The organism is Clostridium sp. D46t1_190503_E9 (assembly GCF_015555225.1).
In the GTDB taxonomy this organism is placed as follows: domain Bacteria; phylum Bacillota; class Clostridia; order Clostridiales; family Clostridiaceae; genus Clostridium.
Genome location: NZ_JADNKB010000017.1, coordinates 1,029 through 27,216 on the forward strand (window position 1 = coordinate 1,029; position 26,188 = coordinate 27,216).

Genomic DNA, 26,188 nt, shown 5'->3' on the forward strand with positions numbered 1-26,188 from the left:
AGATATAACTGATATAATTAATAAAAATGGATTTACAGTTGATAAGTTCAATGAACTAAGAGTTAAAGATGTAGCATTATTAACGGATTCTGAAAAATTAGCTATGAAATCAATTAGAGATAGTTTATCAGTGCCTGATAATATGACTACAATGCAAAAAGTAATTCCAAACAATGATATTAGCAAATATTTAGATGGTAGCTATACACAAGTTGGCGGTTATGTTACTAAGTATGATGATGTTTCAAGTTTAACTAAATACAACGATATCTATGAAAGCTTAAGATTAGATTATCCAGGGACTGCATATAAAGTTGATTCAGATAGTTCATTAGGGGTAATTCGTTTTAAAACACCTAATGCAGAAAAATTTGAAATTCCATATGGAGTTGATTTAGGTGGAACAATAACAGATGCTCCGCCATTTACAGGAAATGGATTTACTAAAGCCATGAATGATAATATAATTCCAGAATATAAATGCAATTCATTTCTAGATGTTTATGAAGGTGCAGAGTTATACAAAATTGATAAAAATGGAATTGAAACACTAATAGCAGTATTTAATGAAATTGATGGTAGATTTATGCCAGTTAAATAGGAGGAAGAATGAAAAGTAATATTTTTGCAATCTATAAAGGGAAAGAATACCAAGCTGGTATTCGTGCTGATGGCAGTGTTATTCTACGTTCAGATGACGAAAGTGATATAATTAACGGATTTATAAAGAATAATAGAGCTAATAAAGGCGTAAAATGCTATAAGTATGTGTTAAAATCAGAAATTAATGAAATATATAGAAAAATTACTAAGGCTGAATATTGTGGATATGAATTTTCAGTTACTGATGAAAGGGATAATATGTTATTAATATGTGCAATGACTGGTAATTATCAAGACTGGTTACAATTGGGGATGGAAATTGTTGATAAAGGAATATACCAAAAGTGGGTAGAAAAAAAAGACGTAATAATTAAAATAAACAAAGAATCTATATAATATTTCACTAATTTTATATAAAACACAATACAAAAAATATTAGAAAATAACTGAATAAAAAGAAAGAACACTAGAATATAGTTAAATCAGTAACAGTAAGAATATTTAATACTGCATAATATTAATAATGCAGTGAATAGGGGCAGAGGGGGCAGACTGGGAGATAAAATTGAAAAGTAAATTCTAGTTGATGAAACTAAAAATATTTTCTAAAATATTTACCACCTATGCCCATTTTCAACCTAAAGTACAAGAAAATATCGTTGTAACTGAAATGTCGATACTACAATAGTGTCGATATTTTTTTGCTTATGTATAATACCTAGTATAGAACAAAAGAAGTATCATGATAGAATAAGGTTAACAGATTAAGGAAAATTAAGGCTAAAAAGTAGCTACATAATACTAAAAATGATAAGTACTTGAAAGTAGCATTAAAACTGTGGTAATGGTTGAAAACACTCAACTCTGGCACTAAAAATAAAAAGACAGACTCTGCCCCAAGGGGGTAAGAGAAGCTGGTAAAAATATAACTGATATAATTAATAAAAATGGATTTACAGTTGATAAGTTCAATGAACTAAGAGTTAAAGATGTAGCATTATTAACGGATTCTGAAAAATTAGCTATGAAATCAATTAGAGATAGTTTATCAATGCCTGATAATATGACTACAATGCAAAAAGTAATTCCAAACGATGATATTAGTAAATATTTAGATGGTAGTTATACACAAGTTGGAGGGCATGTTACGAAGTATGATGACGTTTTAGATTTAACTAAATACGATGATATTTATGAAAGTTCAAGATTAGATTATCCAGGGATTGCATATAAAATTGATTTAGATAGCTCATTAGGGGAAATCCGTTTTAAAGCACCTCATGTAGAAAAATTTGAAATTCAATATGGAGTTGATTTAGGTGGAACAATAACAGATGCACCACCATTTACAGGGAATGGCTTTACTAAAGCTATGAATGATAATATAATTCCATAATATAAATGTAATTCATTCATAGATATTTATGATGGGGCAGAGTTATACCAATTGATAAGAATGGAATTGAAACATATGTTAAAGGTAATGCATGCAATGTTTATATTGCTGCTCTATATTTTGATGCCTGCATTTTTTAGGGGGAAATAGGAAGGAAAACATTTTTTATCAACAAAGAAGAAAAGCACTAAAAGACTAGCTGAATAATAAGTGATATGATTTATTCATAGTATTAGTTTTTATTATTTAAACTATCTACTATAAAGGGTTATATCAAAAAAATACTTACCATCCTTAATTTTTTATAATATAAATTTATTGACAAAAATTGCTATAAATACTATTATTTATTATGAAAAGTGTATTTTTAATATATATTTAAGGGGATGTATTTATGGGAAAAAGAAAAATCTATTCAATTATTACGAGTATTGTTATGATACAATCAATTTCTACAAGTGTAGCTAGAGCAGATACAGCTAATGCAGATATACTTTATAAAAATGCTTATAATGCTACACAAAATGCTTTAACAGTAAGAACCCAAGTATCAGTAAATGATGCGAGAGTAGAAATAAAGAAGCTTCCTGAAAATATGGGTTGGGCTATAGGAGAATTTTCAAAACAAGTTGATACTGTTCAGTACCCGATATTAGTAAATATAGTTAATTCTATAAAAAAAGCTGAAAAAGAATCTAATCAAACAAATATAAATATTGCTAAAAAGAGTATTCCTAATGAATTAACTCAAACTTGGAAAAATTCTTATAGTTTAGCAGTAGATAAGATTCAACAAGGATTACAGGAAAAAGCTTTAGACTTAGTTAAAATAGCTGAAAGTAAAAAGACAGATAAAACAATAGATGAAGCATTAACTGTTTTAAATGACTTGCTATTAAGCGATAGTAATGGAATTAAGGATTGGACAAATTCTTTAATTTTTCGATTAAATAAGGTTGTTCCAACAACTCCAAGTGAGCCAGTTCCTATTTCTTTAATAGAAGATAAAATTCTAGAAAATGAAATAAGAAGAGTTATTAACAAGCAAGAAGGAGAACTAACTAAGCAAGAACTATTAAAAGTGAAGACATTAGATATAGGTGGCAAAGGTATTAAATCATTAGAAGGGTTACAATATTGTACTAATCTTAATTGGATTAATCTAGGAGGGGTTTTTAATCCTAATATTGGTGAATTTATTTATAATAATATAGAAGATATAATACCACTTTCAAATTTAACTAAATTAACATATTTAGATTTAAGCTTTAACAATATAAGAGAGGTTGGACATTTGAGTAAATTAACAAATTTGAAAAAATTAAATTTATCAAATACTAACATAACAAATATAAATGGATTGTCAAACTTAACACAATTAACATATTTAGGATTAAGTAATAATGAGAACTTGAGCAATGTTAATGCTATAAAAAATATGAAACAATTACAAACATTAGGTCTTTTATATGTTAATTTAAATGACGATATGTTCAATGATTTAAAACAAATGAATAATTTAAAAAGTTTATTAATAAGAAACAACAATAATAATAATGATAATTATGTTGCTGAATTAAGAAGTATATTAATTAATTGTGAAATTGATTATTAGTAAGAATTGGTGATTTCAATGAAAAGGAAGATTAGTATATCTATTCTGACTATTATAATATTTAGCTTGTTAGGAAATCTTAATGTTTTTGCCAATATGCTAGATTATTCAATTATATATAATAAAGATATTTCAACGACTAAAACCTCATATTCAAGCAGCTTTTCCAATTCTATATATTACAATGATACAGAAGGTTATACAGGGTATTATTATAGGGAAGGAAATCCCAATGTTATAAGCGGTACTGCTCCAATACCTAAATATGTAGAAATAACGGTAATCCAAGATACAAGTAGTTTTTCGGGGAGCACTTATTATAATAGTGGTGGATATTCTGGTTATATATATAAAAGTGGCTCTTATGAATCTGATATTACAAGTAAAAGTGTTAGTGGTAGTGCTTCAAGGCAACAAGGGTTTATTAGAACTTGCATAAGCGGTGGATCATTAAGTGAAAATCCTAATTATACAGCAGAAAAGTTTAAAGCTTCAGATACAAGCACGTGGGAGTATTGGGAAGTAGGTTCGGTTTGGGGAGGAGAAACCTCAACTGGATATGGAAATGCTAAATCTTCTAGTAATTTTTCTGTTTCCTGGAGTGACTCAAGTATAACTTCTGCTTCTTACAATGATGGAATTTATAAAGGAAGCGTTAATTATAGCTATAATGGTAGTAGTAATAGCACAAGCGAAGTATATAAATCTAATCCTTCTAATGGTTACACACCGCCATATACTGGACAAAGTTCACTTGTTAGAACTACTACTTATAACTATTCACTAAGTGGAACAGTATATAAAACAGTATATAAACAAATTTATAGTGGATATGTGTATACAGATGATACAAGAGTTTGGGAACAAGCTTATAAAGGTATAGCTCAAAAGAAAATAGAAAAAACATTAAATGCTAGTTTTACTCATACAATACCACGATATTTAGAAGAAAATAAATCTATAAATGTGAAAATTAATGCCAAAAATACTGGAACTCTATCATGGAAAAAGGAAGATTTAATTAAATTACAAAATATATATTCAGATATAAATATAGATGAAAAATTTGAATTAGATGATGGAGTAGAAGTTAAACCAGGACAATCTTATAGTTGGACAATTAGCTTACCACCTTTATTAGAAGGAGATTATAAATTCTCATTTAATATGTTGAAAGATAATGGTGACGGAAATTTCGGAGATGGATTAGAGCATACTCTTACTATATATAGTTTGAAGCCTTTTAATGGTAAGCTAGAAATACTTAACTATGATTACAAAAGTGAAGAAAACTACTATGTAAAAAATAATAGTGATGTTGATATTAATGTTGATGGTTATTTTGATAGCTATACTAATAAATATCCAACTCATAATTATGTTAAATTTGAAAGCGAAGATAATGAAATTTTAGAACAAAAAACAGATATTATAGGAACAGTATTAGAGAATAATTTAACTAAAAACACTTTTACCCTTAGTGGTAATTCTAAATTGACTAAATATGTAACTGACAATAAGAATTATGTTAAGAACACTCAGAAATATATTATTAATGGAGAAGATACTACATACAAATTATACAATAAAACTGAATATCAGGAAGATATTTTTATGAAATATGGTGATTATGTAGATAGTAACAAGTTTTTACATATAGATGGTACTGCACCTAAAGTTGTAGATAAAGAAAATGATATAGATATATATAATGATGGTGAGTACATTTATACAAATATATATAATATAATTGAGGAAGGTTCGGGAATAAAAGAAATAGCACTTGAGTATAGATCAGGTTTAAAAACAGTAAAACAAACCTTGGTTAATAATAATGGAATTTACCAATGTTCAAAAAAGATAACGGATTTAAACTTTGGTGAACTTGATAAAATAGATATAAAAATAACTGCAACAGATAATGTTGGAAATGCAAGTATTTTACTTGATGAAGAATTATATTTATTCAAGATAGAAGCATTTATAAGTAGGGCCTTTAGTCCATATGAGCCTATATTTAAACAAGGAGAAAAAGGGGTTTTAAAAGTTAGACTATATGGTGGGATAGAAAAAGTTAAAATAACATTTGATGAAAGGTTTAGTGAATTAGATGAAACATTAAATAAAGAGATTACAATAGATGATAAAGAGGAAGAACTTTATATTGATTTTTATGTTCCTTTGGAAGTAGAATATAACACTTATAATGTTGAAGTAATCGGATATAAGAAAGGTAAAGAAAAAGTGGTTTATCCATCTCTAGAAGTAAAGGGAAATATATTTAGTGGAGTTAGAACAAGGGTGAGATAAATTGATAGTAAATGTGCAAGTAGAGTAAGAGCAATAAATAAAGGATTTAAAGTCCAATATTTTATAAGTAAGATTATAATTATTTATATTATAACGTTAATGATTAATTGACGGCAAATGTAAGAAATAATTTTATTTTAAAGCAAAAGGGAAAATACTATCAACTTTATACAGGAGCTTTCGAGCTACAATAGATATGAAAATCTCAAGTATTTATGTACTTGGGATTTTTATTATGTCTTTTAATTAATTATAAGGATAGAAGTGATAATGATGTATAAGTTAAGTTATTAACTTTATTTTTCATATATTTAGTTTTGCATTTTTCCTCATATACGTAAGATTAGGGCAATTATTGTTTTAATTATAAGATGTTTACAAAAGATTATAGTATTATGAAATTTACGGTAAAATAGAAATAGGAATAAGAGAAGAAGATTCTTAAAAGAAATAATTAATTATTTTAATTTTGATTAGGTAACAAAAAATGTTTAAGAAAATATTTAAAATGAAATGTCCTGCATGCAAATCTGTAATGATTGATGAAATAGATATATTTCAACACAAACCATATGAGTGTATCAATTGTAAAACATTACTTAAAGTATCTAATTTATATAAAATTGGGTATATAATTTTTGTATTTTTAACTTTTTTAATAAGTATTTCTATTGCTGATAAATTAATTTATGAAAATACCGTTTTTCAGAAAGTTTTTATTCGTCCATTAATTGCTGAAGAATCTATCTATTAGAGTAATAACCTAGATATATTAATAATATATCCTAATAAATTATTAAAATGTATAAAGGACATGAAAAGAATTTGTAGAAATATATTTACGATAGATATTGTTAATTTTAGAATGGTTTATTAATAGGATAACAGAAATAAATGGTGAAATTGGAGATGAATTTATGAAAATAGGAATTATAGGCCCTTCAGAAGATGAAATAAAACCTTTTATTGATGAACTTTCAACCGAGAAATTAGAAGAACATGCAATGCTAAAGTTTTATATTGGTAAATATGAGAATATAGATATTGTTGTATTATATTGTGGTGTTTGTAAAGTTAATGCAGCAATTGCAGCTCAAATTTTAATAGACAAGTTTCAAGTGAATCATATTATTGTAACGGGAGTAGCAGGGGCAATAGATAAAAACTTAAATATTGGAGATACAGTTATTTCAACAGAAGTAGCATACCATGATGTTGCAGAAGAGATTTTAACAGAGTATCATCCATGGATGAAGACAATATATTTTGAAAGTGATAAAAAGTTATTATCGTTATGTAGGATAATAGTGAATGAAAATACTTTTAGTCAAAATATACTATTTGGGAAAATAGTAACTGGTGAAGCATTTATAGATAATAAAGGACGAAGTGAAATAATATCAAAATTTAATCCACTTTGTGTAGATATGGAAACAGCAAGTATTGCTCATGTTTGTTATGTAAATGAAATTCCTTTTATAGCAATTAGGTCAATAACAGATACTGAGGATGAAAGTGGGGTAGATGTTTTTGAATCTAATTGTTCAATTGCATCTAAAAATTCTGTTGATATCGTAAAAAAGATATTAGAATTATTAGAATAAAAGATGGCTTAATGGAGAAATGAACTTAAAATTAATAAAAAGTATTATCCGCAAGAATCTTTTTATATCAATGATGGTATGTCTTTTAATAAAGTTTATTAACACTATTAAAATTAAGTCGGTAAATAAGTATGTTAAATTTATATTTGTAGTCACAGTGCTACAATTTATGATAACTATAATCGTAATAATATTATTATATAATTAAAAGATAAGTTAGTTAATCAATTATTATAAAATTAAGAGTAAAAATACATTGAATAAAATAAAAAGCTTGATCGCTTATTATGGAAGTTATCAAGCTTTTTATTATAAACAATATTAAAGTTACAAAATCAAACTTTTTATTATAAGGAAAATGCTAAAGATTAGGATCGTAAACAAGCCGATAATAGCAATTATTATTTTCTATTCTAATAACTTCATATCCATCGTCATCAATTTTATTAAAGAACACCATATAGTCTTTATTTTTCTTAGAACTCATATCATTTATATAACTATTTATTTTTTCATAATCTAAATTATTAATTCCAACTAAAGTATTTCTAAATTCATTTAATTTCGAATTCTTAAAATTAAATTGCTCATCTATATTTTCTATTGAAGCTTTATATATTATATGAGAAAAGGTATTGTTTTCAGGAGTTCTTAAGTTTTGGTCTATTTGTGTTATGTCAATACTTATATCGACGTTTAAGACATCATCTTCCGTAAAATAATTAACAGTTTCTGAACCTTTTGAGGATAAAATTTCTAATAGATTTACACCATGCTCTGCATCAAATCTACCGATTCTATCTTGAATAGGCTCAACATACTTCAAATCTAAAGAGTTAATTTTACAAAATTCCTTAATTAAATTTATTCCTTGTATGTATTTATCTACAAAGGTGTAATTTCTTAATTCAGGATTATCAACATTTTTACTGTTATCAGGAATTTCAATTTTATTTTTATCTTCTATAATGTTATTCAAAGTAGTATTATTAGTTTCTTCATTAGTATCTTCAGTTATAATTGAATCGTTATCTTCAGATTTACTTTTAAGTTGAACTTTATTGCAACCAATTAAAAATATACTTAATGTACATAGTGCGATTAATTTAGAAAATTTCATTTGCAACACCTTATTACAAATATTTACTTTAAATATATTATATAATAAATATTATGTTTATTCCATATAGAATTAATAGAATGTAGTTTTACAAAATATGTTATAACTTATATAGAGATAGAGTTTAATAACAAATATTAAATATTTATAATTAAGGATGGTATATAAATAAATTTCATTCACTTTTAATACGGATGGTAAAAGTCTTATTAATTCTAGTATTTACATGGATTTTGCTAAAATATATAATTTAAGAAACACTTAAATTCAAATTAACCTTAGATGTATTTGAATAATGTTAATTTGCTAGCAGATAGTAAAGCTAAAGTAGATTAACATTAACATGGATGTATTTAAATATGGTTGAAATGACATTAGATAGATTAACTAAAACGATTAACATTAACATGAGATGTATTTAAATGATTCAAATATAGTTTTAATTGAACTAACAATATCAGATTAACTTTAACACGAGAGATATCTAAATCTCAAAGGACCTCGCGTTTCGCGAGCCCCTTTGAGATTAATATTAAGTAATAGTACTTTTAGTATAGTTTCAGATATTTTATTAAATTATAAATGATACTTTATTTAAATTTATAATATTTGTTTTAATGATGTAACCTATATAAAGTTCTTAAAATTAACTCTTAAAAAATATACTCGTAAATGATAATAAAAATAAAATAAATGGAATAAATAATATATTCCAAATTGTGGTATAATTATCAAAAGAAGTGTAATATTTATATATTTATAAAAAGAATAGATAAAAAAATTGAATTTTAAAAATTACAATAGAAAAACTATTAAGGGGGAATAGGTATGAAATGGTTAGTTACTTTACTAGAACTAGTTATACCAATAGTTTTAGTAATATTTATATTCAGAGTATTGATTATTCAAAAAAGACTTAAAAATGAAGTGAAAAAATTAAATATTCAAATAAAGGAAATAATAGATAAAAAAAGTGAGGAGGAAAAATAAATTATTAGATCATTAGGAGGACATAATGGATATAAAAATAAGAATGGCTAATGAAAATGATGCAGAAGAAATATTAGAAATATATACACCATACATAAAGAATACAGTAATAACTTTTGAATATGAAGTACCAACAGTTGATGAATTCAAAGATCGTATTAGAAAGATATCCAAAGATTATCCTTATTTAGTTTGTACTTTAAATGAAAAAATAATTGGATATGTGTATTCATATAGACATAAGGAAAGAGCAGCTTATATGTGGAATGTTGAATTATCTGTTTATATTGATAATAAATATATAGGTTATGGGCTTGGAAAAGCTTTTTATACAGCTTTAATTGAAATATCTAAACTACAAAATATCAAAAATCTTTATGGAGGAGTTACTTCTAATAATTTGAATAGTGAGAAGTTACATGAGTATTTTGGATTTAAGAAGCTAGGAGTTTATCATAATACTGGATATAAATTTGGAAAGTGGCATGATGTTACTTGGTATGAAAAGAGTATTAATGATAGTTACTTTGAACCAAAACCATTAATATCAATTAAAAATATTGATGAAGATTTAGTTAATGAAATTATGGACAAGTGCTGCAAGATGATAATATTATAAAATGACTTTAGAATATATTTATTATAGAGCAGCTTGGATTAGTATTTTCATATAGGAGTTGATATCATGAAAGAAATTTTATATATGTCACATTGTGTTTTCCCAACGCCTGATATAAAAAGGACAGCAGCTTATTATAAAGAAGTATTAGGATTCACAGTGAAAGAATATCTTGATGTAAATGAGCCGCATATTTGCTTGTATCGCAATTATACTGAAATTATTTTAACAAAGTCAAATGGACAAGAAGTGATTCCAAATAGAAAGTTATATGGATATGGTTATGATGCGTATTTTATAACAGATAATCAAGCAATCTTACAAGAGGAATTTAAAAAATCAGGAGCTAAAGTTGTTCGTCAATTATCAAAGACTGATTATCATAATAAAGAATTTGTTATTGAGGATATTGATGGTAGATGGATAGGTTTTGGAATAAAAGAATCTTAAATTTAGTAAAGGAGACAGTCTGATGAAAATTAAATTAACGGATTTAATAAGAATTCTTAATGTAAATGTATTAGAGAATAATACGTGTATTGAAATGAATTTTTGTATTGATGATGATATAGAATATCAAGATTGTTGGTTAGGTAAAACTTCAAACAAGGATAATAATAAAGAAATTTATTGGTATGGATTGGTTGAGGATGGATCGCAAGCTTATAATTATGATTGCTTAGAGGATTTTTTTAGTGCAAAAGTGTTTAAAGATAATAATATAGGTGATATATGGGAAAGAATTACGTGGTACTCATTAAATGGATGTGATGTAGAGGAAATGCTAAAATATATCTAGAACTTTATGGAAATATATAATAAATTATTATTGAAAAGGGTAATGGCTTACTAAATATAAGATAGCAGTAAGCCTATAAGTATAATTAAATTAAGAATTTTTAATATTTTTTAATGAGCCTACAAGTACATCTACACATTCTTGAATAAAATTATCATTTGATTTATCAGTGCCTATTTCCACTATTACTGAATTGTTAGATAATTCTTGATTACGTCTTAAATATTCAGTAGTAATATCATAATAATATATTGATGCTTTTACTTTATCAGATTTTAAAATTTCATTTACTAGTTGTTCTGCAAATTTATTATTTTCTTCAAAATGTGGATTATCTTTTGCAAGGACAAAAGTAATCATTTTAGAATCAGATTCAAAAGAATCACTACTACTTCTATGAATATCTAAAAGGATTGTGTTTTCATATCCAGGTATATTTTCAGTTATAGATTCATTTGAAATTTTATATGAACTTATATACTCTATATTTGATTGGGAGCTAATAAAACTACTGTTTAAGCCTTCAGTATTAAGTTCATGATTAATTAAAGCGCCTAAATCAGTTACTTTAATACCAGATTCATAATTTTCGTCTGGATGACTATTATATATAACTATATCAGATGAAAAAGGCGTAGATAAATTATCACTAGTTACATCTTTAATAGTATCTAATAGAGTTGCATTTGATGCATCATTATTTTCATCAATGGATTTAGTGGTTTCTAGATTATCTAGTTTACTTAATTTGGATATAGAACTTTCTTTTCTTATATATGAATATACATATCCTAATGTTGTGCATATAGTTAAAAGTATTATTGATATTATAATGGTTTTATAGATTTTCTTCACTTAAAATACACATCCTTTCTTTAGATATATATTAAATAAATATTTATATTATGTAAGGAATTTAAAGATAATTAACAAATATAAATTTATAAAGAGGTTGAGGAATAAAAATGAATAATAAGATATTAGATTGGGCTATTGAATTACAAAGTATTGCACAAGGAGGTCTTTATTATAGTAAAGATAAGTTTGATATAGAACGTTTTGAAAGAATTCGAGAAATTTCAGCAGAAATGATAAGTTTACAATCAGATATACCTTTAGAAAAAGTAAAGGACTTGTTTTGTAATGAAATTGGATATCAAACTCCTAAATTAGATACAAGAGCAGCAATATTTAAAGATAATAAAATTTTATTAGTTCAAGAAAACAATGGTACTTGGTCATTGCCAGGTGGTTGGGTAGATGTAGATCTATCAGTAAAGGAAAATACAATAAAAGAAGTCAAGGAAGAGGCAGGTTTAAATGTTAAAGCAGATACGATAATTGCTGTTCAAGATAGAGAAAAGCATAATTTACCTGTATATGCATATAAAGTGTGCAAAGTTTTTGTATTATGTTCTTTAATAGATGGAGAATTTAAGGAAAATATTGAAACAATAAAAAGTGATTATTTTTCATTAGATAACTTACCATTATTAGCAACAGAAAAAAATAACGAAGAGCAAATCAAAATGTGCTTTGAAGCATATAGAAGTTCAAATTGGAAAACATTATTTGACTAGATTCTATTTACATAAATTGAATGTGGTTATGGAGGAATAAATATGTTTAAAGAAATAAGAAGAAAAGATAGAAAAATTGAAACTTCAGAAGCAATAGATATATTAAAAAAATGCGAATATGGAATTTTATCTACAGTAGATGAAAATGGATATCCATATGGAGTTCCATTAAGTTATGTTTATGCAAATAATGCAATATATTTTCATAGCGCAGTAGAAGGACATAAGTTGGAAAATATAAAGAATAATGATAAAGTATCATTTTGTGTAGTTGGACAAACAGATTTATTACCAGATAAGTTTAGCACCAAATATGAAAGTGTAATAATATTTGGAAGAGCAAAAGAAGTTTTTCAAGATGAAAAGAATGAAGCTTTTTTAGAATTAATTAATAAATACTCAAAAGATTATATTGAAAAGGGTAAAGGATACATCAAAAACGCTAGTGCTAAAACTAAAGTAATAAAGCTTAGTATAGATTATATATCTGGAAAGGCAAGAAGATAATTCTTATATGGAGATAAATTTATGAATAAAATACTATATAAAAATCCAGTAATGTCAGCAATAGTAATAAATTTATTTACATTATTGCTATTAATCTACTCAATTAATAAAAGATTATTAGTATTTATTTATATTATGCCGTTCTTTACTGGTGTTATAAACAGAAAGATTATGGATAATGGAGAAGATATAACTACAAAGAAAAAAGTTATAATTATTTTTAGCTTTTTATTAATATTAACTATTTATTTATTTTATAGCTATAATGTTACTCGTTTGAGATATTCATAAAAAAGATTATCAGCAATTAGAAATAGTTAATTAGAATACCTTCGATATTGAATAACAAATAATAAAAATTTTAATTTGTATTTTCACCTTTTACCATGCAAAAAAGTTATATATACATGGTACCATAAAAGATAACTTGTAAGGGGAGAGAGGAAAATTAGGGATGCTGTATATGATTTAGTGAAAAATGGCGTATCTCTAATTTATAAGTATTTAATTTCAATAGGAGCATCTAAGGATGATTCAGAAGATATTGTTAAAGAAGATGATTACTTTATAAGGTTCTAGATTGATGTTTGAAAGGGGATTTATGAAAAAGAAGGTAATTTTGATTACATTTATATTAATAGTTGTTTCTTTATTTTTACTTATTAAGTTTAACAGTGGTGCAAAAACAATTGAAGAGGCAATAAATGTATTAGGCTCAAAACAAGTAAGTATCATTCATGAGGAAAAAAATGATAAAGGTAGTATAGTATTTAGCTATACTTCTGATGGTAATACATTATATACTGCGATTGTAAGTAAAGGAATTAGTGGGTACAAAACAGTTTACAGTGGTGTGCAAGGAGATATAAAATTTACATCAGAAAAACTTGGTTTATCATACAATTATTTTCCATCTATAAAAAAGACTGAAATTCCAATATATTTTGGATTAATTGGGAACCCTGATATAAGTAAAGTCAAAATTATTGAGAAAAAAAGAAATATAGAAGATGAAGCAAAAATAATTAATGCAAATGGTACAAGAATATGGCTTGTTTATATGGATAAATTTGAGGGTTCAGATTTTGATATTATTGGTCTTTCAGAAGAGGGAAAAGAAGTTACTAATATAGATGGCAATATATCTCCATACTATGCAGAGCAAAAGCCATTTAAAGGATATAATTAGTTAATAAAAATCTATATAAAAGTAGTATTTATACAAATACCGTATATTCAAAAATGAATATACGGTATTTTCTATTTATAAATTAAACACGTTATAAATGGACTATATAGATTATGCACTTAGTATAAAAATGATTATCTGAAAGACTTAAAAAAATGAACAACTGCCAGTGATGTTTTAAATTACCATAAATAAAAAGTGTGAAAGAGTAAATTATAAAATATAATGAGTCTTATAATAGACTAATTAATAAATCAAAAAGGAGAAAATGAATATGAGATATAAAGTAAAGATTTTTCTAGCTATCTTAGTAAGTGCAGTTATTTTAAGCTTTATGTTTAAAATAGATATGAGAAGTATCTCTGTAAATTCATTAATAGAAGAAAGTGAAGTAAATGAAAATGATGTTAGTAATAAAAAGAAGGTTATATATCTAACTTTTGATGATGGACCTAGTTATACAGTTACAGGCAAAATTTTAGATGTATTAGAAGAAAAAGAGGTAAAAGCAACATTTTTCGTAATTGGTAATCAAATTCAGGATAGGGAAGATGTATTAAAAAGAATGAATGATGAAGGACATAGCATAGGGTTACATACATTTACTCATAAATATAATTGTATTTATTGTAATGAAGATAGATTTATGAAAGAAATGATTGATTGTAGAAATGAGATAAATAGGGTAGTAGGTGTTTCACCTAATATAATTAGATTTCCAGGAGGTAGTTACAAACATTTAAATAAAAATCTTTTAAATAGATTACATGAAAATAATCTTAAAGTTTATGATTGGAATCTAGACAACTCTGATGGTTTAAATCCAAAACAATCGAAAGATGCACTATATAGGAATGCAATTAAAGGAAGTAAAGATTTGAAAACTATAAATTTACTTATGCATTGTACAGATATGAATAAAAATACTTGCGAGGCACTCACTAATATAATAGATTATTATAAAGATCAAGGATATGAATTTAAAACTATTAATGAAGATACACCAGAAATGTATTTTAGAATATCATGATTATAAATATATTAGTAAAGCATTAGAATACCGTACTATTCTAAAAAAATATACGGTATTTTTTGTGTTCAATTAAACTATAATGAGTGATTTCAAATTATTATGAACCAGTTCAGAAGATTTGTTTTTTGTTGAATAAAAAAGGTATTTTAAATTATGATATAATCTATTTATAATAGTATTAACTTAAAATTATATAAGTTAGAATTTGAGGTGAAGTAATATATGGAAATTTATTTACAAAAGGAATTAGAGGATGCTTTAAAGTTAATATCTTCTACTATCAGTAATTGTAAGAAGATGCAGTTAAAATTTGCAGAAGGTACGTCCCAGCATTCTCTTTTAACCAATAGAATTAAGGCATTATGTATTTCAAAGGCTTTGATAGAAGATGATTGTAATAAGGATCAATATACTTTGTTTGATTTAGAAAAAGCATTACCACCCGTGATTTCGATTATAAATAAAACAGAAAAAGCTCAAAGCAAGTATGACAAAGGAACTACTCAATATAGGCGATTCGTACCTATCATAAAATCAATGTATATTTCTAAAGATTTCATAGAAAACGAAATTTCAAAGCAAACTAGATAAGCTCTATCTTACTTGTTAGTTGATTAAAGTGAGAAGTAGACGAAAAACTAAGAATATATAACAAAATATAATTAATATTTAAGAATTATAATGGAAATCAATCAACAATGTGCTTACGAAATATGCTATAATTAACTTAAAATGTAAAATATATATAATTTTAATTGATAGATTTCTTTTTTGGAGAAGAAACTTAGATTTTTTGAAAGAAGTTTATAGTTTTATATTATGTATTAGAGAATGAAGAGGTTACCTATTGATAGGTATTTAAATGGATTAGGTAGCAATTATATAAATAAGATAGAGAAATTATATGATGAATAAATTTTAAAAGAGGGAGTTATATGGTAAAGAATTTAAGAAGAAGCCTTTATTTATTAGTAACATGCTGCGTGTTAGTGTACTTTTTTAGAAGTTATTTATCTCCAGCAAAGTTACAAGGAAGATGGCATTTATATACTGGTAGTAATATAAGTTCAGAGATAAATATAGCAGAAAAACTAAATTCAAAGGACTATATGGATATTTCAGAAACATCAATTAAGGAATATAGAAGTGATGGCAAGGATGGAGTTTCTTCATATAAAATAAGAGGAGATAAATTATATTCTGGTGATGCAATTTTTAAATTTAAAATATCTAATATCGGAAATGAGAAAGTGTTGAATTTGACATTAATAGGATATAACTTTGGACATGGAGAAGATAAATATATTGATGATGGCGAATCATATATGTATATATTTGATATAGATATGGATAGTCATGATTTATAATAAATATAAATGTTTAGTAATTTAATTAATAATACTTGTAAATCATGAACATTTTTAAGGAAATCCCTAGGTTTCCTTAAAAATGTACTAATATCTTAATATTATCAGTTGTTTATTTAAATTTATAAGAAAATTATCTTTCAAACCATTCATTAGTTTGAGGAAGAGTATAATGAGGTGTAAATTCTAGAATACGATATTCTTGAGAACCAGCAGTTTTAAGTGGATCAGAATTTAAGTAATTTTCTATTTCCTCAAGTGAATTTGCTTTCATAATTAAAACTCCGCCACTCATATCTTCTTTAAGTCCTGTTATTAAAGTTACACCTTTTTCTATTGCTTTTTGAGAATAAGCTATATGTTTATTCATAACACTTTCATCTATTTCAACGGAACTGTTTAATTTACCTTCAATAATAAAATATTTCATTTTTATTATCCTCCTTTATATAAAATATATTAAGTATATTATATCATATTAGTAATTAATAAAGAATTATTATTTACTAAAATAAATTTTTGATTAGGTTATTTATTAATAAAAATATTTTTAATCCATAACTCTTAAAATAAAAAAAGTGGTGATCATATTGAATTTAAAAAGTAGAAAGTTCTTAGTAAAATTATTTATTTGTATATTTATAGTATGGATAATATCTAGCTATGCTTATGCAAAAATAACAAGTGATATACCTATGAAAAGGCCATCTGTAACTATAAAATACAATGGGAAAACTGTTCCTACAAGTATTGGAGAACATACATGGTCTGGAAGTTTACCAAAAGGACAAAAAGCAGGAAGTAGTTATTTAGTAGGTCCATCATATGATGCTGGAATGGAAGTTTCAAGGTTTTCTGCAAATCCTAATAGCGAAGTTGAAGTTACTTTTAAGTCAGCTCCTCCTGAAATAATTTTAAGGTCATGGGTTGTTGGCGATTCTATGAATGCTAAAACTATAAAATTTGATTCTTCAAAAACAATAAATAATATAACCTTACCAGATAAAAAAGGAGAATATATTTATGAAGTTAATGGATATTGGAGTGAAGGGAATTATACATCAAGTATATTTAGGGTAATAGTAGAATAGCTGTTATCTTATCAGTATAAAAGAGAAATGTATAGTAACTTATTAAGAGAATTTTTATAATATAGTTGAATTATCTACAACCCTAAAAAGCGAATCATTATTAATATTCGTGAATTTAATCCTGTATTTAGTAATGATTATATAAAATATTACAGTGATAATGTAGACGAAGGAAAAGTACGGTAATTACAAAATATTTTGTAATTAACTCGTAATAGTATAGTCAAGCTAGTCAAGTGAAAAAAGAAGGAAGGAGGAATAATATGAAATCTTTATTAAAAATATTAGCATTTATTCCATTAGGGATTGAATTATTACTGTTATTAGCTATACATTCAAAGGTGGCAGGCATGATTTGGATGATACATATTCCAATTACAATATTGTTAGGTATTGTAGGAATGGGAATTGTTAGTAAGAAAAAATTTATACAACGAAGTGGTTTTGGAGCGTTAATTGTATTAACTGTGTTGCTTTGCATTATAGGATATTATGATTATGTGAAATGGTTTAGTTCAATTGTTGGAATAGTTATCTTTATGTATTACGTAATTATTAGTATATTAATGAAAAAAACTAAAAATAGCATAAGGCTAAATGAATAGTTAAAATATGTTACGAAGATAAAACTAAATAATAAATTAGAAAAATACAGTATTATTAAAAAGAGTGTATGGTATTTTTAGTGTACAATTTGAATATAATAATGCAATTTATAATAATTAAGAACTAATTAAGAAAGTTTGCTCTTTAAAAATCTAATAATACGATATTTACAAAATATACTATAAGTGAATTAGAATTTTAATTAGGAGCGTAAAGACTATTTAGGAGGATTTGCATATGGAAGTAGTTTTTGCAATGTTATTTTTGGGGTATTTTATGTATTCAGGATATATTAAATATTGTTTAATTGCAATGACTGCTCAAATTGCATTATCATTTTTTATTGAGAAAAAACAGATATGGAAAATTATTATTATGATTTTTATTACTCAAGGGATTGTTGTGCCAATAGCAGATATGACATATAACATGATAAATAGTATTTATAGAGCTACAAGTTTAGAATTCTTAAATGTTATAACATCAGAGAGTTTTAAATTTGATATGTTTTATATTTTAATATTGCTTGGAATAATAATTATAATTGGATTTTTTACATATAGGAGTATAGAAGGAAAAATGAATTATAAAAAATGGATAGCTTTAATAATTGGGTATGTAATTAATATATTAATTATGACATTTATGATTTTTAGATTTGGTATAATTGCTGGTGGATTTTAAAATATTTTTTAGAATCATTAAAAATAAAAAATAGAAAGCTAAGGGGGGATATAAGTAATTCTATAAGATTGTATATTTATTTTATAACATTATTTATTATGTCTGGTTTAATTCATATAAAAAATTTCTTTTTAGAAGTTTTATGTTTAATATTCTATATTATGATTTCGTGGTTTTTGCTTAGCTGGAAAACATTTAATGCTAAATGGGTTTGTGATAAATGTAGTAAAAATATAAGAGTAACTTGAATTTAGTTCAAATAAATTAATTAAATTTGTTTTTGAAATTGAATAATACTATAATTAACCAATGATTGTATGAATCATAATCAATAAATAGAAATTCGTTAATTTGATAATTAAATGTGCATATATAAGGGGGGAAATGATTATATGGTTATCGAAAAAATTCTAAATAACATAACTACCGAGCTAAAAAATATTCCTGGTGTTGTAGGGGTAGTTCTAGGAGGTTCAAGGGCAAGAGGTACAAATCACCAAGATTCTGATATTGATATTGGAATATACTATGATGAATCAGAGAGATTTAATGTAAATGAAATTGATAAAATTGCTACAAAACTAGATGATGAACATAGAAAAAATTTAGTTAGTTCATTAGGAGAGTGGGGACCATGGGTAAATGCTGGAGGATGGTTAATAATTCAAGGATACCATGTAGATTTCATATTTCGTGATATAAATCGTGTATCTAAAGTAATTAATGATTGTTTAAATGGAAAGATTTCATCAAATTATCAGACAGGACATCCACATGCCTATTTAAATGCTATGTATATGGGAGAAGTAGCAATTTGCAAAGTATTAGATGATCCTAAAAACAAAATATCAGAACTAAAAGCAAAAACTATACCATATCCAGAAAATTTAAAGAATGCAATAATTGGTTGCTATATGTTTGAAGCATCTTTTTCTTTGATGTTTACTAAATCAAATATAGATAAGGATGATATTTCATATGTTTGTGGACATTGTTTTAGAAGTATTTCTTCATTAAATCAAGTTTTGTTTGCTTTAAATAATGAATATTGTATCAATGAGAAAAAAGCTGTAAAAATGATAGATACTTTTAAAATTAAACCAGTAGATTATAAGAAAAGAATAGATGAGGTTATTACTTTACTTTCTTCTAATGAGAATAATACAAGAAGAGGATTAGAGATACTTGAAGATCTTGTTAATGAAACAAAAGATTTATGTTAGATAGTTATAGAATATAAATTATAAATAAATGAAAAGTAAGTTTAGATTAGAAGAAGCGTATTAAAGATAATTTCTTCTTTGGAATTAAATCGAAATGCCGTATTATTGGAAAAAAGAATATACGGTATTTTTTAATTATAAATTCAAATATAAAATCAACTTGAATTTATACAAAGTAATTAATAAATTTTTTAGAACAAATTGAATAATCTTATTTGGATAAATATGCTATAATTAACTAATAGTTCTATATGGTTATGATAGATTATCAGTATTCGTAGTGCTTTTAATGATGGCTATACAATGAATAAAAAATATATTATGAATGGAGAAAGGTGAAATGAGTAATGAAATATTGAATGATTTAATATTATCAGTGAAAGATCAAAATCTTCATGTACTTAATATTGTTGTTAGGCAAAATGGTAATATAATTGCAAAATTTGATTTTGAAGAAGAAAAACCAACCCTTTTATATTCTGTAAGTAAAACATTTACATCAATGGCTGTAGGAATTGCAATCAATGAAGGATATTTTGAAATTACGGATCGTGTTATAGATTTTTTCCCTGATATTAAAAGTATACGTATAAATAATTATTTAAGAGAAATGACTATTCATGATTTGCTTTGTATGGGGAGTGGACATGCAGAGTGTCCAGTAATGCAGGCTGATTGGAATAGTGGTAGGAAATGGGATATATCTCAATTATTTTTCGATGAACCTATATTATTTAAGCCAGGCACCCATTTCACATACGATAATTCAGCAACTTACATGCTTTCAAAGATTATAAGTCTTACAACAGGAAGTGACTTAGATGAATATTTAAATGAAAAAGTATTTAAATATTTAGAAATACCAAAACCTAAGTGGGATAAATGTCCAAAAGGGATTCCACAAGGATTCTCTGGACTATATTTAACGGCAGATGAGCTATCTAGATTTGGGCAATTAATACTTGATAAAGGAGTTTTGAATGGTAAGCAACTTATTCCTTCAAGTTATATAGAAGAGGCAACATCTGTTCAAATAAAAACGAATGATTTTAATGCACATTTTGCTACTGCAGATCATCTTCAGGGGTATGGTTATCAAATTTGGATGAATTCATATAATGGTTCATATCGTATGGATGGATTATATGGTAATTATGTAGTGATTTTGCCAGATAAGAATGCAGTTGTAACTTATGTTTCAAATGAGCCCAAGAATATGACAGGAGTTCTAGAACTTACATGGAATACTTTAATAGATAAACTATAATTATTTTTAAATTTAAAACTTGTTATGTAAATTTAACTTTGAATAAGCTTTAATTAAGTGAAATTATAAACAATATTGTGTAAAAGGAGAATTAAGAATGAATAAAATCACATGTATTTGTTTAGGGGTAAGAAGTATGGAAAGATCTATAAAGTTCTATAGAGATGGACTTGGATTTAAAACTGATGAAAAGGAAAATAATCCAAAAGTAGTGTTCTTTGATACAGCAGGAACAAAATTTGAACTTTATCCTTTAGATTTATTGGCTGAAGATATAAATGAAGAAAATCCTCCTAAAATAAATAATGGGTTTTCAGGTGTTACATTAGCATATAATGTGGAGTTTAAGGAAGATGTTGATAAAGTTATTGAGTTAGCTAGGAATGCTGGAGCAACTATAGCTAAAGAACCTCAAGATGTATTTTGGGGTGGATATCATGCGTATTTTGCTGATCTTGATGGTTATTATTGGGAAGTTGCATGGGGACCTAATTTTAAGTACGATGAAAATGGGTTACTTATTTTATAAGCTATATATTTGGATTTAGTGTGATTGGAGAACATATGAAAATATTGATTTTTGGTATAGTTGCAAGTGGAAAAACAACACTTTCAAGAAAATTGTCTTTAAAATACAATATCCCTTGTTATGAAGGTGATAGCATAGCATGGGGAGGAGAAGGGGAAGAGAGATATAAACGCTCAGATTCTGAGCAATTAAATAGAATTTTAGAAATTGACAAAAAAGGTCAGTGGATAATTGAAGGAACTTATAGAGAAAGTCAAAAATGTTTATTTGATATGTCAGATAAAATTATTTTCCTAGATACTCCATTACATATTAGAAGGGTAAGAATAATTACACGCTTTTTTAAGCAAAGGCTTGGAATAGAAAAATGTAATTACAAGCCTACCTTAGAAATGTTAAAAAATATGTTTATGTGGACAAAGAATTTTGAAATGAAAAGAGATAAATACGAAAATATACTATTATCTTATGAAGATAAGTTAATTTGGATAAGAAGTGTTAAAGAATTAGATGGCAAATTCATTAGCTTAATATAGTGAGGATGAAGCAAAATTTGCATATTTGTGTTTGATAAGAAGGTATAAAAAGTGTATAAGAAAAATAATCGTCTTTATTTACTTAAAAACTTCTTATATTATGAGTAGTGTATTAGCTTAAAAAGTATATATTATGAGGAGAATAAATGAAGAGTATATTTAAGATTAGTAAGCATATAATCAAAGCTTTTGTTGTGGTTGTGTTTTTACTTATGATTATTAGTTACATAAATCATAAAATTAAATTAACAAAAGAGGATAAATTATTTGTTCCAAATGGAAGTATGATAGAAGTAAATGGTCATAAAATACACGTATATAGTGAAGGAAAGGGCGACATTCCATTAGTCTTTATGTCTGGTGGAGGTACAAGCTCTCCAGTTCTAGATTTTAAATCTTTATACTCATTATTAAGTGATGATTATAAGATTGTAGTAGTAGAAAAAGCAGGATATGGTTTTAGTGATGTTGTTGATACTAATAGAGATATTGATACTGTATTAAATGAAACAAGAGAGACATTGGCTAAGGCTAAAATCAAAGGGCCATTTATTTTATTTCCACATTCAATGTCTGGTATTGAAGCGTTACATTGGTCTCAAAAATATCTGGATGAAATAAAAGGAATTGTAGGACTAGATATGGCAGTTCCAGATTCTTATAATGGATATAAAATTAATATGCCTATGATAAAATTAGGAAATTTTGCAGCTAAACTTGGACTTACAAGATTAATACCTGGTTTATCAGAAAGTGATGCTATAAAATATGGAACATTAACGGATGATGAAAAACAATTATACAAAATTATTTTTTATAGAAGAACTGCTACAGATACAATGATAGCTGAAGCTAAAGAAATAAAGGAAAGTGCAATTAAAGTATCTAAAAATACATTACCTAATACTCCAATATTAGCATTTGTATCTAATGGACAAGGAACTGGATGGAATGAAGATGAATGGAAAAGTTTTAGCAAAAATACTATAGGAAATCTTAAAAAGGGCAAATTAATTTATTTAGATTGTTCTCATTACGTTCATGATATTGAGTACGAAAAAATAGCAAAGGAATCGAAGAAGTTTATTGAGAACTTAAATAGTGAATAAAATATCAAGTGATACCACCAATAATATTGAAATGATAATGATTATATAAATGAAGGTGAGAAATATGAAAATAAAACTTGAAAGATTTAAATATGAGGAAATTCTTCAGTTAATTTCTTGGATTCCTAATAAAGAATTCTTGCTTCAATGGGCAGGTCCATCATATTCATTTGAATTATTAGAAAAACAACTTAAAAATGATACAGATATTATGTTAAAAGAGACTCCTTTAAATTTAATGTTTAGTGCTAAGATAAATGAAAGTAATAGAGTAGTTGGTCATATTCAGTTATTGGGAATAGATAGAGTAAATATGTCTGCTAGAATAGGAAGAGTTCTTATAGGTGAAGAGGAATATAGAAATAAGGGAATAGGACTTCAAATGATTAACGCTGTTTTGGACATTGCTTTTAATAAATTAAATTTACATAGGGTAGATTTAGGAGTATTTGATTTTAATGAGGCTGCAATAGCTTGTTATAAAAAAGCTGGCTTTATCATTGAAGGAACCTTTAGAGAATGTAGAAAAATAAATGGACAATATTGGTCTTTGATTAATATGAGTATTATTGAAGATGAATATAGAAATTTAAAATAATATTATTTTAAAATTAGTAATACAGTTAAATATAAAATAAGTGTTGGATATATAAGAATTTTTAATGAGAAAAGTAAGTTTAAATTGATTTTTAAGTAAAAAGGAGAAAATTATTTTTATAAAAATAATTGCTAGTATTATGCTACTAATTAATATATTTAATCCTAGATTATCATGGAAAATGTCAGAGGGATGGAAATATAAAGATGTAGAACCAAGTGATTCTTATCTTATTGTAAATAGAATAAGCAGTGTAATTATATTGGTGATAATTTGGTTTACAGTTCCTAATTGGATATAAATACATAGTTCTATAATATTGATAATATAAAAAATAATTTTTAAAATGAAGCGTAATGTATAAAGATAATAGATATAAAGTTAGATTGAATATTTTATAATTAAGGGGGAATTTGAATGAATACTATTTTAAAAGGAATAGGGGCAGTTGTATTATTTTATATATTTAATATGTTTATAATGCAAATTATAGGACAATTTATATTTGTAGGAGATGCTGTTACTATATCTTATCATATGTTTACATATACAGGATTAATGACATTATGTGGAGTTATTGTAGTATGTACATGCATAATTATTAAAAAATTAAATGAAGTTAAAGACGCAATTGATAACAAGAAGCAAATTTAAATTACTTTAAATACTATCAATGTTACTTAAAATAATATAGGGTGTTTGATTTGTGTATTAATGGAAACTGATAAGTAAATTTTATTTACAGCATATAAATAGTATATGGAATATATTTGATGAAATGGTATAATTAGGTTGAATATATAAATTGAATTTTGGAGGAAATTCTATGTTAGGACATTTAGGGTTTTCATATGTAGGATTAATTTATTTGTTGATGCTATTTATACCTAATATTATATGGACAAAGCATCAGCCAGAAAATTATGATTATAGCAATGAAAATAAAATATTGTTAATATTTGAGCGAGTTGGACAAGTAGCGGTGACAGGTTGTGCTTTAATTTTTTCAGATTTCAATATTACTACATTTTCTTTGTGGAGTTTATGGCTGATTATATCATTAATTTTGATGATTCTATATGAAATATATTGGGTTAGGTATTTCACAGGAGAGCATACTTTAATGGTTTTCTATCGTAGTTTTTGTGGTATTCCTGTTCCTGGAGCAACGCTTCCTGTTATTGCATTTTTGCTACTTGGCATATATGGAAAAGTAATTTGGATGATTATATCTGTAATAATGCTTGGAATTGGTCATATAGGAATACATCTTCAGCACTTAAAAGAGATAAAATAGAATAAAGAAATTTCAGCTTATTATTCGCTTTAATATTATATCAGCAATTAAATAATAAAAGTAGCTTTTTATTGAATAAATTGTGTTTGGAAAATATTTTACAATTCATATGTAGTAGAATTGTAAAATTTAAATTAGGAGAGGTTTATGAGTAAATTATTTAATAAATTTAAAAAATATAAAATTACAATATTAGCCTTAGTACTTGCTATTTTTCTACTATATATAATTAATTTCTATATGGAGCATAGTATATTGAAATTTATATTATGGGTATTAGTAATAGTAATTGAAGTAACTCTAATCCAATATGAGAAAAAGTTAAATGAAAAAAAGTAGTATGATTTAAATTATTCAATGTAACTAGTTTATTCATTGAAATTATATTTATAGGTTAATTAATAAATATAGTATTGATACTCTTTTAAGTGTATATATTTTGAAAAATATGTTATAATCTATCCATAATAGGATAAGGTAAAATTTTTACCTATCTAATATATAAATTGAATTTGA

The 26,188-nt window shown here is 25.5% G+C and carries 33 protein-coding genes and 1 pseudogene; 31 read left to right on the top strand and 3 right to left on the bottom strand.

Features of this window, described 5'->3' with window-relative positions; all coding sequences use genetic code 11:
• The 7 genes and pseudogenes from I2E83_RS16220 to I2E83_RS16250 all read left to right on the top strand — a co-directional run.
• A pseudogene (locus I2E83_RS16220) lies at positions 1-601 on the top strand (hypothetical protein); the annotation flags it as partial.
• 8 nt (positions 602-609) lie between these two features.
• The gene (locus tag I2E83_RS16225) at positions 610-999 is read left to right on the top strand and encodes a hypothetical protein (RefSeq protein WP_195430976.1); all 390 of its coding nucleotides are present in this window, start codon (positions 610-612) and stop codon (positions 997-999) included.
• A gap of 628 nt (positions 1,000-1,627) precedes the next feature.
• Entirely contained in the window at positions 1,628-1,999 is a 372-nt protein-coding gene (locus I2E83_RS16230; protein WP_195430979.1) for a hypothetical protein, read from the top strand.
• A gap of 394 nt (positions 2,000-2,393) precedes the next feature.
• Complete coding sequence (locus I2E83_RS16235) at positions 2,394-3,614, top strand: leucine-rich repeat domain-containing protein (protein ID WP_195430982.1); 1,221 nt, start codon at positions 2,394-2,396, stop codon at positions 3,612-3,614.
• An 18-nt stretch (positions 3,615-3,632) separates the two neighbouring features.
• Positions 3,633-5,924, top strand: coding sequence for a hypothetical protein (locus I2E83_RS16240; RefSeq protein WP_195430985.1), 2,292 nt, complete (start codon positions 3,633-3,635; stop codon positions 5,922-5,924).
• Between the two features lie 487 nt (positions 5,925-6,411).
• On the top strand, positions 6,412-6,678 hold the full coding sequence (locus I2E83_RS16245) for a hypothetical protein (RefSeq protein ID WP_195266840.1): 267 nt from the start codon (positions 6,412-6,414) through the stop codon (positions 6,676-6,678).
• Positions 6,679-6,841: 163 nt separating this feature from the next.
• Complete coding sequence (locus tag I2E83_RS16250) at positions 6,842-7,528, top strand: 5'-methylthioadenosine/adenosylhomocysteine nucleosidase (protein WP_195430988.1); 687 nt, start codon at positions 6,842-6,844, stop codon at positions 7,526-7,528.
• A 361-nt stretch (positions 7,529-7,889) separates the two neighbouring features.
• Here the strand turns inward: I2E83_RS16250 and I2E83_RS16255 are convergent, their stop codons facing one another.
• Positions 7,890-8,648, bottom strand: coding sequence for a hypothetical protein (locus tag I2E83_RS16255; protein WP_195430992.1), 759 nt, complete (start codon positions 8,646-8,648; stop codon positions 7,890-7,892).
• Positions 8,649-9,476: 828 nt separating this feature from the next.
• Here I2E83_RS16255 and I2E83_RS16260 point away from each other — a divergent pair.
• The 4 genes from I2E83_RS16260 to I2E83_RS16275 all read left to right on the top strand — a co-directional run bounded on the left by I2E83_RS16260 (position 9,477) and on the right by I2E83_RS16275 (position 11,056).
• Entirely contained in the window at positions 9,477-9,638 is a 162-nt protein-coding gene (locus I2E83_RS16260) for a hypothetical protein (RefSeq protein ID WP_195266842.1), read from the top strand.
• A gap of 25 nt (positions 9,639-9,663) precedes the next feature.
• Entirely contained in the window at positions 9,664-10,257 is a 594-nt protein-coding gene (locus I2E83_RS16265) for a GNAT family N-acetyltransferase (protein ID WP_195430995.1), read from the top strand.
• Between the two features lie 66 nt (positions 10,258-10,323).
• Positions 10,324-10,707, top strand: coding sequence for a VOC family protein (locus I2E83_RS16270; protein WP_195431000.1), 384 nt, complete (start codon positions 10,324-10,326; stop codon positions 10,705-10,707).
• Positions 10,708-10,729: 22 nt separating this feature from the next.
• The gene (locus I2E83_RS16275; RefSeq protein WP_195431002.1) at positions 10,730-11,056 is read left to right on the top strand and encodes a hypothetical protein; all 327 of its coding nucleotides are present in this window, start codon (positions 10,730-10,732) and stop codon (positions 11,054-11,056) included.
• 90 nt (positions 11,057-11,146) lie between these two features.
• Here I2E83_RS16275 and I2E83_RS16280 read toward each other — a convergent pair whose 3' ends face one another.
• Positions 11,147-11,911, bottom strand: coding sequence for a stage II sporulation protein P (locus I2E83_RS16280; protein WP_195431004.1), 765 nt, complete (start codon positions 11,909-11,911; stop codon positions 11,147-11,149).
• Between the two features lie 110 nt (positions 11,912-12,021).
• On the opposite strand from I2E83_RS16280, the gene I2E83_RS16285 reads away from it, so the two are divergent.
• The 7 genes from I2E83_RS16285 to I2E83_RS16315 all read left to right on the top strand — a co-directional run bounded on the left by I2E83_RS16285 (position 12,022) and on the right by I2E83_RS16315 (position 16,732).
• A complete protein-coding gene (locus I2E83_RS16285; RefSeq protein WP_195431005.1) occupies positions 12,022-12,636 on the top strand; it encodes an NUDIX hydrolase in 615 nt (204 codons plus the stop codon).
• Positions 12,637-12,678: 42 nt separating this feature from the next.
• Positions 12,679-13,143, top strand: coding sequence for a pyridoxamine 5'-phosphate oxidase family protein (locus tag I2E83_RS16290; RefSeq protein WP_195431007.1), 465 nt, complete (start codon positions 12,679-12,681; stop codon positions 13,141-13,143).
• Between the two features lie 21 nt (positions 13,144-13,164).
• Positions 13,165-13,434 (top strand): hypothetical protein, encoded by a 270-nt coding sequence (locus tag I2E83_RS16295; RefSeq protein WP_195431009.1) that lies wholly within the window; start codon positions 13,165-13,167, stop codon positions 13,432-13,434.
• Between the two features lie 310 nt (positions 13,435-13,744).
• Positions 13,745-14,332 (top strand): hypothetical protein, encoded by a 588-nt coding sequence (locus I2E83_RS16300; RefSeq protein WP_195431011.1) that lies wholly within the window; start codon positions 13,745-13,747, stop codon positions 14,330-14,332.
• Between the two features lie 274 nt (positions 14,333-14,606).
• On the top strand, positions 14,607-15,362 hold the full coding sequence (locus I2E83_RS16305) for a polysaccharide deacetylase family protein (protein WP_195266851.1): 756 nt from the start codon (positions 14,607-14,609) through the stop codon (positions 15,360-15,362).
• Positions 15,363-15,587: 225 nt separating this feature from the next.
• Positions 15,588-15,956 carry a hypothetical protein gene (locus I2E83_RS16310; RefSeq protein ID WP_195431013.1) on the top strand — a complete coding sequence of 123 codons (369 nt, stop codon included), beginning with the start codon at positions 15,588-15,590 and terminating at the stop codon, positions 15,954-15,956.
• A gap of 344 nt (positions 15,957-16,300) precedes the next feature.
• Positions 16,301-16,732, top strand: coding sequence for a hypothetical protein (locus I2E83_RS16315; RefSeq protein WP_195431016.1), 432 nt, complete (start codon positions 16,301-16,303; stop codon positions 16,730-16,732).
• Between the two features lie 133 nt (positions 16,733-16,865).
• On the opposite strand, the gene I2E83_RS16320 is transcribed toward I2E83_RS16315, so the two are convergent.
• Positions 16,866-17,162, bottom strand: a complete 297-nt coding sequence (locus tag I2E83_RS16320) for a YciI family protein (RefSeq protein WP_195431019.1) — start codon at positions 17,160-17,162, stop codon at positions 16,866-16,868.
• 160 nt (positions 17,163-17,322) lie between these two features.
• On the opposite strand from I2E83_RS16320, the gene I2E83_RS16325 reads away from it, so the two are divergent.
• From I2E83_RS16325 to I2E83_RS16380, 13 genes are all read left to right on the top strand, one after another.
• Positions 17,323-17,823 (top strand): hypothetical protein, encoded by a 501-nt coding sequence (locus tag I2E83_RS16325; RefSeq protein ID WP_195431022.1) that lies wholly within the window; start codon positions 17,323-17,325, stop codon positions 17,821-17,823.
• Positions 17,824-18,086: 263 nt separating this feature from the next.
• Positions 18,087-18,428: a hypothetical protein gene (locus I2E83_RS16330; protein WP_195431026.1), complete on the top strand. Its 342-nt coding sequence runs from the start codon at positions 18,087-18,089 to the stop codon at positions 18,426-18,428.
• Between the two features lie 238 nt (positions 18,429-18,666).
• Positions 18,667-19,113: a hypothetical protein gene (locus I2E83_RS16335; protein ID WP_195431029.1), complete on the top strand. Its 447-nt coding sequence runs from the start codon at positions 18,667-18,669 to the stop codon at positions 19,111-19,113.
• Between the two features lie 392 nt (positions 19,114-19,505).
• Positions 19,506-20,336, top strand: a complete 831-nt coding sequence (locus I2E83_RS16340; RefSeq protein ID WP_195431032.1) for a nucleotidyltransferase domain-containing protein — start codon at positions 19,506-19,508, stop codon at positions 20,334-20,336.
• A 340-nt stretch (positions 20,337-20,676) separates the two neighbouring features.
• On the top strand, positions 20,677-21,603 hold the full coding sequence (locus I2E83_RS16345; protein ID WP_195431035.1) for a serine hydrolase: 927 nt from the start codon (positions 20,677-20,679) through the stop codon (positions 21,601-21,603).
• Between the two features lie 97 nt (positions 21,604-21,700).
• A complete protein-coding gene (locus I2E83_RS16350) occupies positions 21,701-22,132 on the top strand; it encodes a VOC family protein (RefSeq protein WP_195431037.1) in 432 nt (143 codons plus the stop codon).
• Positions 22,133-22,167: 35 nt separating this feature from the next.
• The gene (locus I2E83_RS16355) at positions 22,168-22,668 is read left to right on the top strand and encodes an AAA family ATPase (RefSeq protein ID WP_195431040.1); all 501 of its coding nucleotides are present in this window, start codon (positions 22,168-22,170) and stop codon (positions 22,666-22,668) included.
• A gap of 146 nt (positions 22,669-22,814) precedes the next feature.
• Positions 22,815-23,777: an alpha/beta hydrolase gene (locus I2E83_RS16360; RefSeq protein ID WP_195431043.1), complete on the top strand. Its 963-nt coding sequence runs from the start codon at positions 22,815-22,817 to the stop codon at positions 23,775-23,777.
• Positions 23,778-23,841: 64 nt separating this feature from the next.
• Positions 23,842-24,375, top strand: coding sequence for a GNAT family protein (locus tag I2E83_RS16365; protein WP_195431046.1), 534 nt, complete (start codon positions 23,842-23,844; stop codon positions 24,373-24,375).
• A 124-nt stretch (positions 24,376-24,499) separates the two neighbouring features.
• Positions 24,500-24,676, top strand: coding sequence for a DUF6199 family natural product biosynthesis protein (locus I2E83_RS18260; protein WP_347708071.1), 177 nt, complete (start codon positions 24,500-24,502; stop codon positions 24,674-24,676).
• Positions 24,677-24,792: 116 nt separating this feature from the next.
• On the top strand, positions 24,793-25,029 hold the full coding sequence (locus tag I2E83_RS16370) for a hypothetical protein (RefSeq protein ID WP_195266922.1): 237 nt from the start codon (positions 24,793-24,795) through the stop codon (positions 25,027-25,029).
• A 172-nt stretch (positions 25,030-25,201) separates the two neighbouring features.
• Positions 25,202-25,672, top strand: a complete 471-nt coding sequence (locus I2E83_RS16375) for a hypothetical protein (RefSeq protein ID WP_195431049.1) — start codon at positions 25,202-25,204, stop codon at positions 25,670-25,672.
• Between the two features lie 147 nt (positions 25,673-25,819).
• Positions 25,820-26,011 (top strand): hypothetical protein, encoded by a 192-nt coding sequence (locus I2E83_RS16380; RefSeq protein WP_195431052.1) that lies wholly within the window; start codon positions 25,820-25,822, stop codon positions 26,009-26,011.
• Positions 26,012-26,188: the final 177 nt, after the last annotated feature.

What these genes read in the sequence shown, in the direction of transcription:
- I2E83_RS16365 (WP_195431046.1), top strand. Translation starts at nt 23,842, where the DNA reads ATGAAAATAAAACTTGAAAGATTTAAATATGAGGAAATTCTTCAGTTA.
- I2E83_RS16260 (WP_195266842.1), top strand. Translation starts at nt 9,477, where the DNA reads ATGAAATGGTTAGTTACTTTACTAGAACTAGTTATACCAATAGTTTTA.
- I2E83_RS16270 (WP_195431000.1), top strand. Translation starts at nt 10,324, where the DNA reads ATGAAAGAAATTTTATATATGTCACATTGTGTTTTCCCAACGCCTGAT.
- I2E83_RS16240 (WP_195430985.1), top strand. Translation starts at nt 3,633, where the DNA reads ATGAAAAGGAAGATTAGTATATCTATTCTGACTATTATAATATTTAGC.
- I2E83_RS16375 (WP_195431049.1), top strand. Translation starts at nt 25,202, where the DNA reads ATGTTAGGACATTTAGGGTTTTCATATGTAGGATTAATTTATTTGTTG.
- I2E83_RS16305 (WP_195266851.1), top strand. Translation starts at nt 14,607, where the DNA reads ATGAGATATAAAGTAAAGATTTTTCTAGCTATCTTAGTAAGTGCAGTT.
- I2E83_RS16310 (WP_195431013.1), top strand. Translation starts at nt 15,588, where the DNA reads ATGGAAATTTATTTACAAAAGGAATTAGAGGATGCTTTAAAGTTAATA.
- I2E83_RS16285 (WP_195431005.1), top strand. Translation starts at nt 12,022, where the DNA reads ATGAATAATAAGATATTAGATTGGGCTATTGAATTACAAAGTATTGCA.
- I2E83_RS16235 (WP_195430982.1), top strand. Translation starts at nt 2,394, where the DNA reads ATGGGAAAAAGAAAAATCTATTCAATTATTACGAGTATTGTTATGATA.
- I2E83_RS16295 (WP_195431009.1), top strand. Translation starts at nt 13,165, where the DNA reads ATGAATAAAATACTATATAAAAATCCAGTAATGTCAGCAATAGTAATA.
- I2E83_RS16250 (WP_195430988.1), top strand. Translation starts at nt 6,842, where the DNA reads ATGAAAATAGGAATTATAGGCCCTTCAGAAGATGAAATAAAACCTTTT.
- I2E83_RS16330 (WP_195431026.1), top strand. Translation starts at nt 18,087, where the DNA reads ATGAAATCTTTATTAAAAATATTAGCATTTATTCCATTAGGGATTGAA.
- I2E83_RS16225 (WP_195430976.1), top strand. Translation starts at nt 610, where the DNA reads ATGAAAAGTAATATTTTTGCAATCTATAAAGGGAAAGAATACCAAGCT.
- I2E83_RS16340 (WP_195431032.1), top strand. Translation starts at nt 19,506, where the DNA reads ATGGTTATCGAAAAAATTCTAAATAACATAACTACCGAGCTAAAAAAT.
- I2E83_RS16380 (WP_195431052.1), top strand. Translation starts at nt 25,820, where the DNA reads ATGAGTAAATTATTTAATAAATTTAAAAAATATAAAATTACAATATTA.
- I2E83_RS16245 (WP_195266840.1), top strand. Translation starts at nt 6,412, where the DNA reads ATGTTTAAGAAAATATTTAAAATGAAATGTCCTGCATGCAAATCTGTA.
- I2E83_RS16370 (WP_195266922.1), top strand. Translation starts at nt 24,793, where the DNA reads ATGAATACTATTTTAAAAGGAATAGGGGCAGTTGTATTATTTTATATA.
- I2E83_RS16230 (WP_195430979.1), top strand. Translation starts at nt 1,628, where the DNA reads ATGAAATCAATTAGAGATAGTTTATCAATGCCTGATAATATGACTACA.
- I2E83_RS16265 (WP_195430995.1), top strand. Translation starts at nt 9,664, where the DNA reads ATGGATATAAAAATAAGAATGGCTAATGAAAATGATGCAGAAGAAATA.
- I2E83_RS16315 (WP_195431016.1), top strand. Translation starts at nt 16,301, where the DNA reads ATGGTAAAGAATTTAAGAAGAAGCCTTTATTTATTAGTAACATGCTGC.
- I2E83_RS16360 (WP_195431043.1), top strand. Translation starts at nt 22,815, where the DNA reads ATGAAGAGTATATTTAAGATTAGTAAGCATATAATCAAAGCTTTTGTT.
- I2E83_RS16350 (WP_195431037.1), top strand. Translation starts at nt 21,701, where the DNA reads ATGAATAAAATCACATGTATTTGTTTAGGGGTAAGAAGTATGGAAAGA.
- I2E83_RS16345 (WP_195431035.1), top strand. Translation starts at nt 20,677, where the DNA reads ATGAGTAATGAAATATTGAATGATTTAATATTATCAGTGAAAGATCAA.
- I2E83_RS16300 (WP_195431011.1), top strand. Translation starts at nt 13,745, where the DNA reads ATGAAAAAGAAGGTAATTTTGATTACATTTATATTAATAGTTGTTTCT.
- I2E83_RS16275 (WP_195431002.1), top strand. Translation starts at nt 10,730, where the DNA reads ATGAAAATTAAATTAACGGATTTAATAAGAATTCTTAATGTAAATGTA.
- I2E83_RS16290 (WP_195431007.1), top strand. Translation starts at nt 12,679, where the DNA reads ATGTTTAAAGAAATAAGAAGAAAAGATAGAAAAATTGAAACTTCAGAA.
- I2E83_RS16320 (WP_195431019.1), bottom strand. Translation starts at nt 17,162, where the DNA reads ATGAAATATTTTATTATTGAAGGTAAATTAAACAGTTCCGTTGAAATA.
- I2E83_RS16355 (WP_195431040.1), top strand. Translation starts at nt 22,168, where the DNA reads ATGAAAATATTGATTTTTGGTATAGTTGCAAGTGGAAAAACAACACTT.
- I2E83_RS16335 (WP_195431029.1), top strand. Translation starts at nt 18,667, where the DNA reads ATGGAAGTAGTTTTTGCAATGTTATTTTTGGGGTATTTTATGTATTCA.
- I2E83_RS16255 (WP_195430992.1), bottom strand. Translation starts at nt 8,648, where the DNA reads ATGAAATTTTCTAAATTAATCGCACTATGTACATTAAGTATATTTTTA.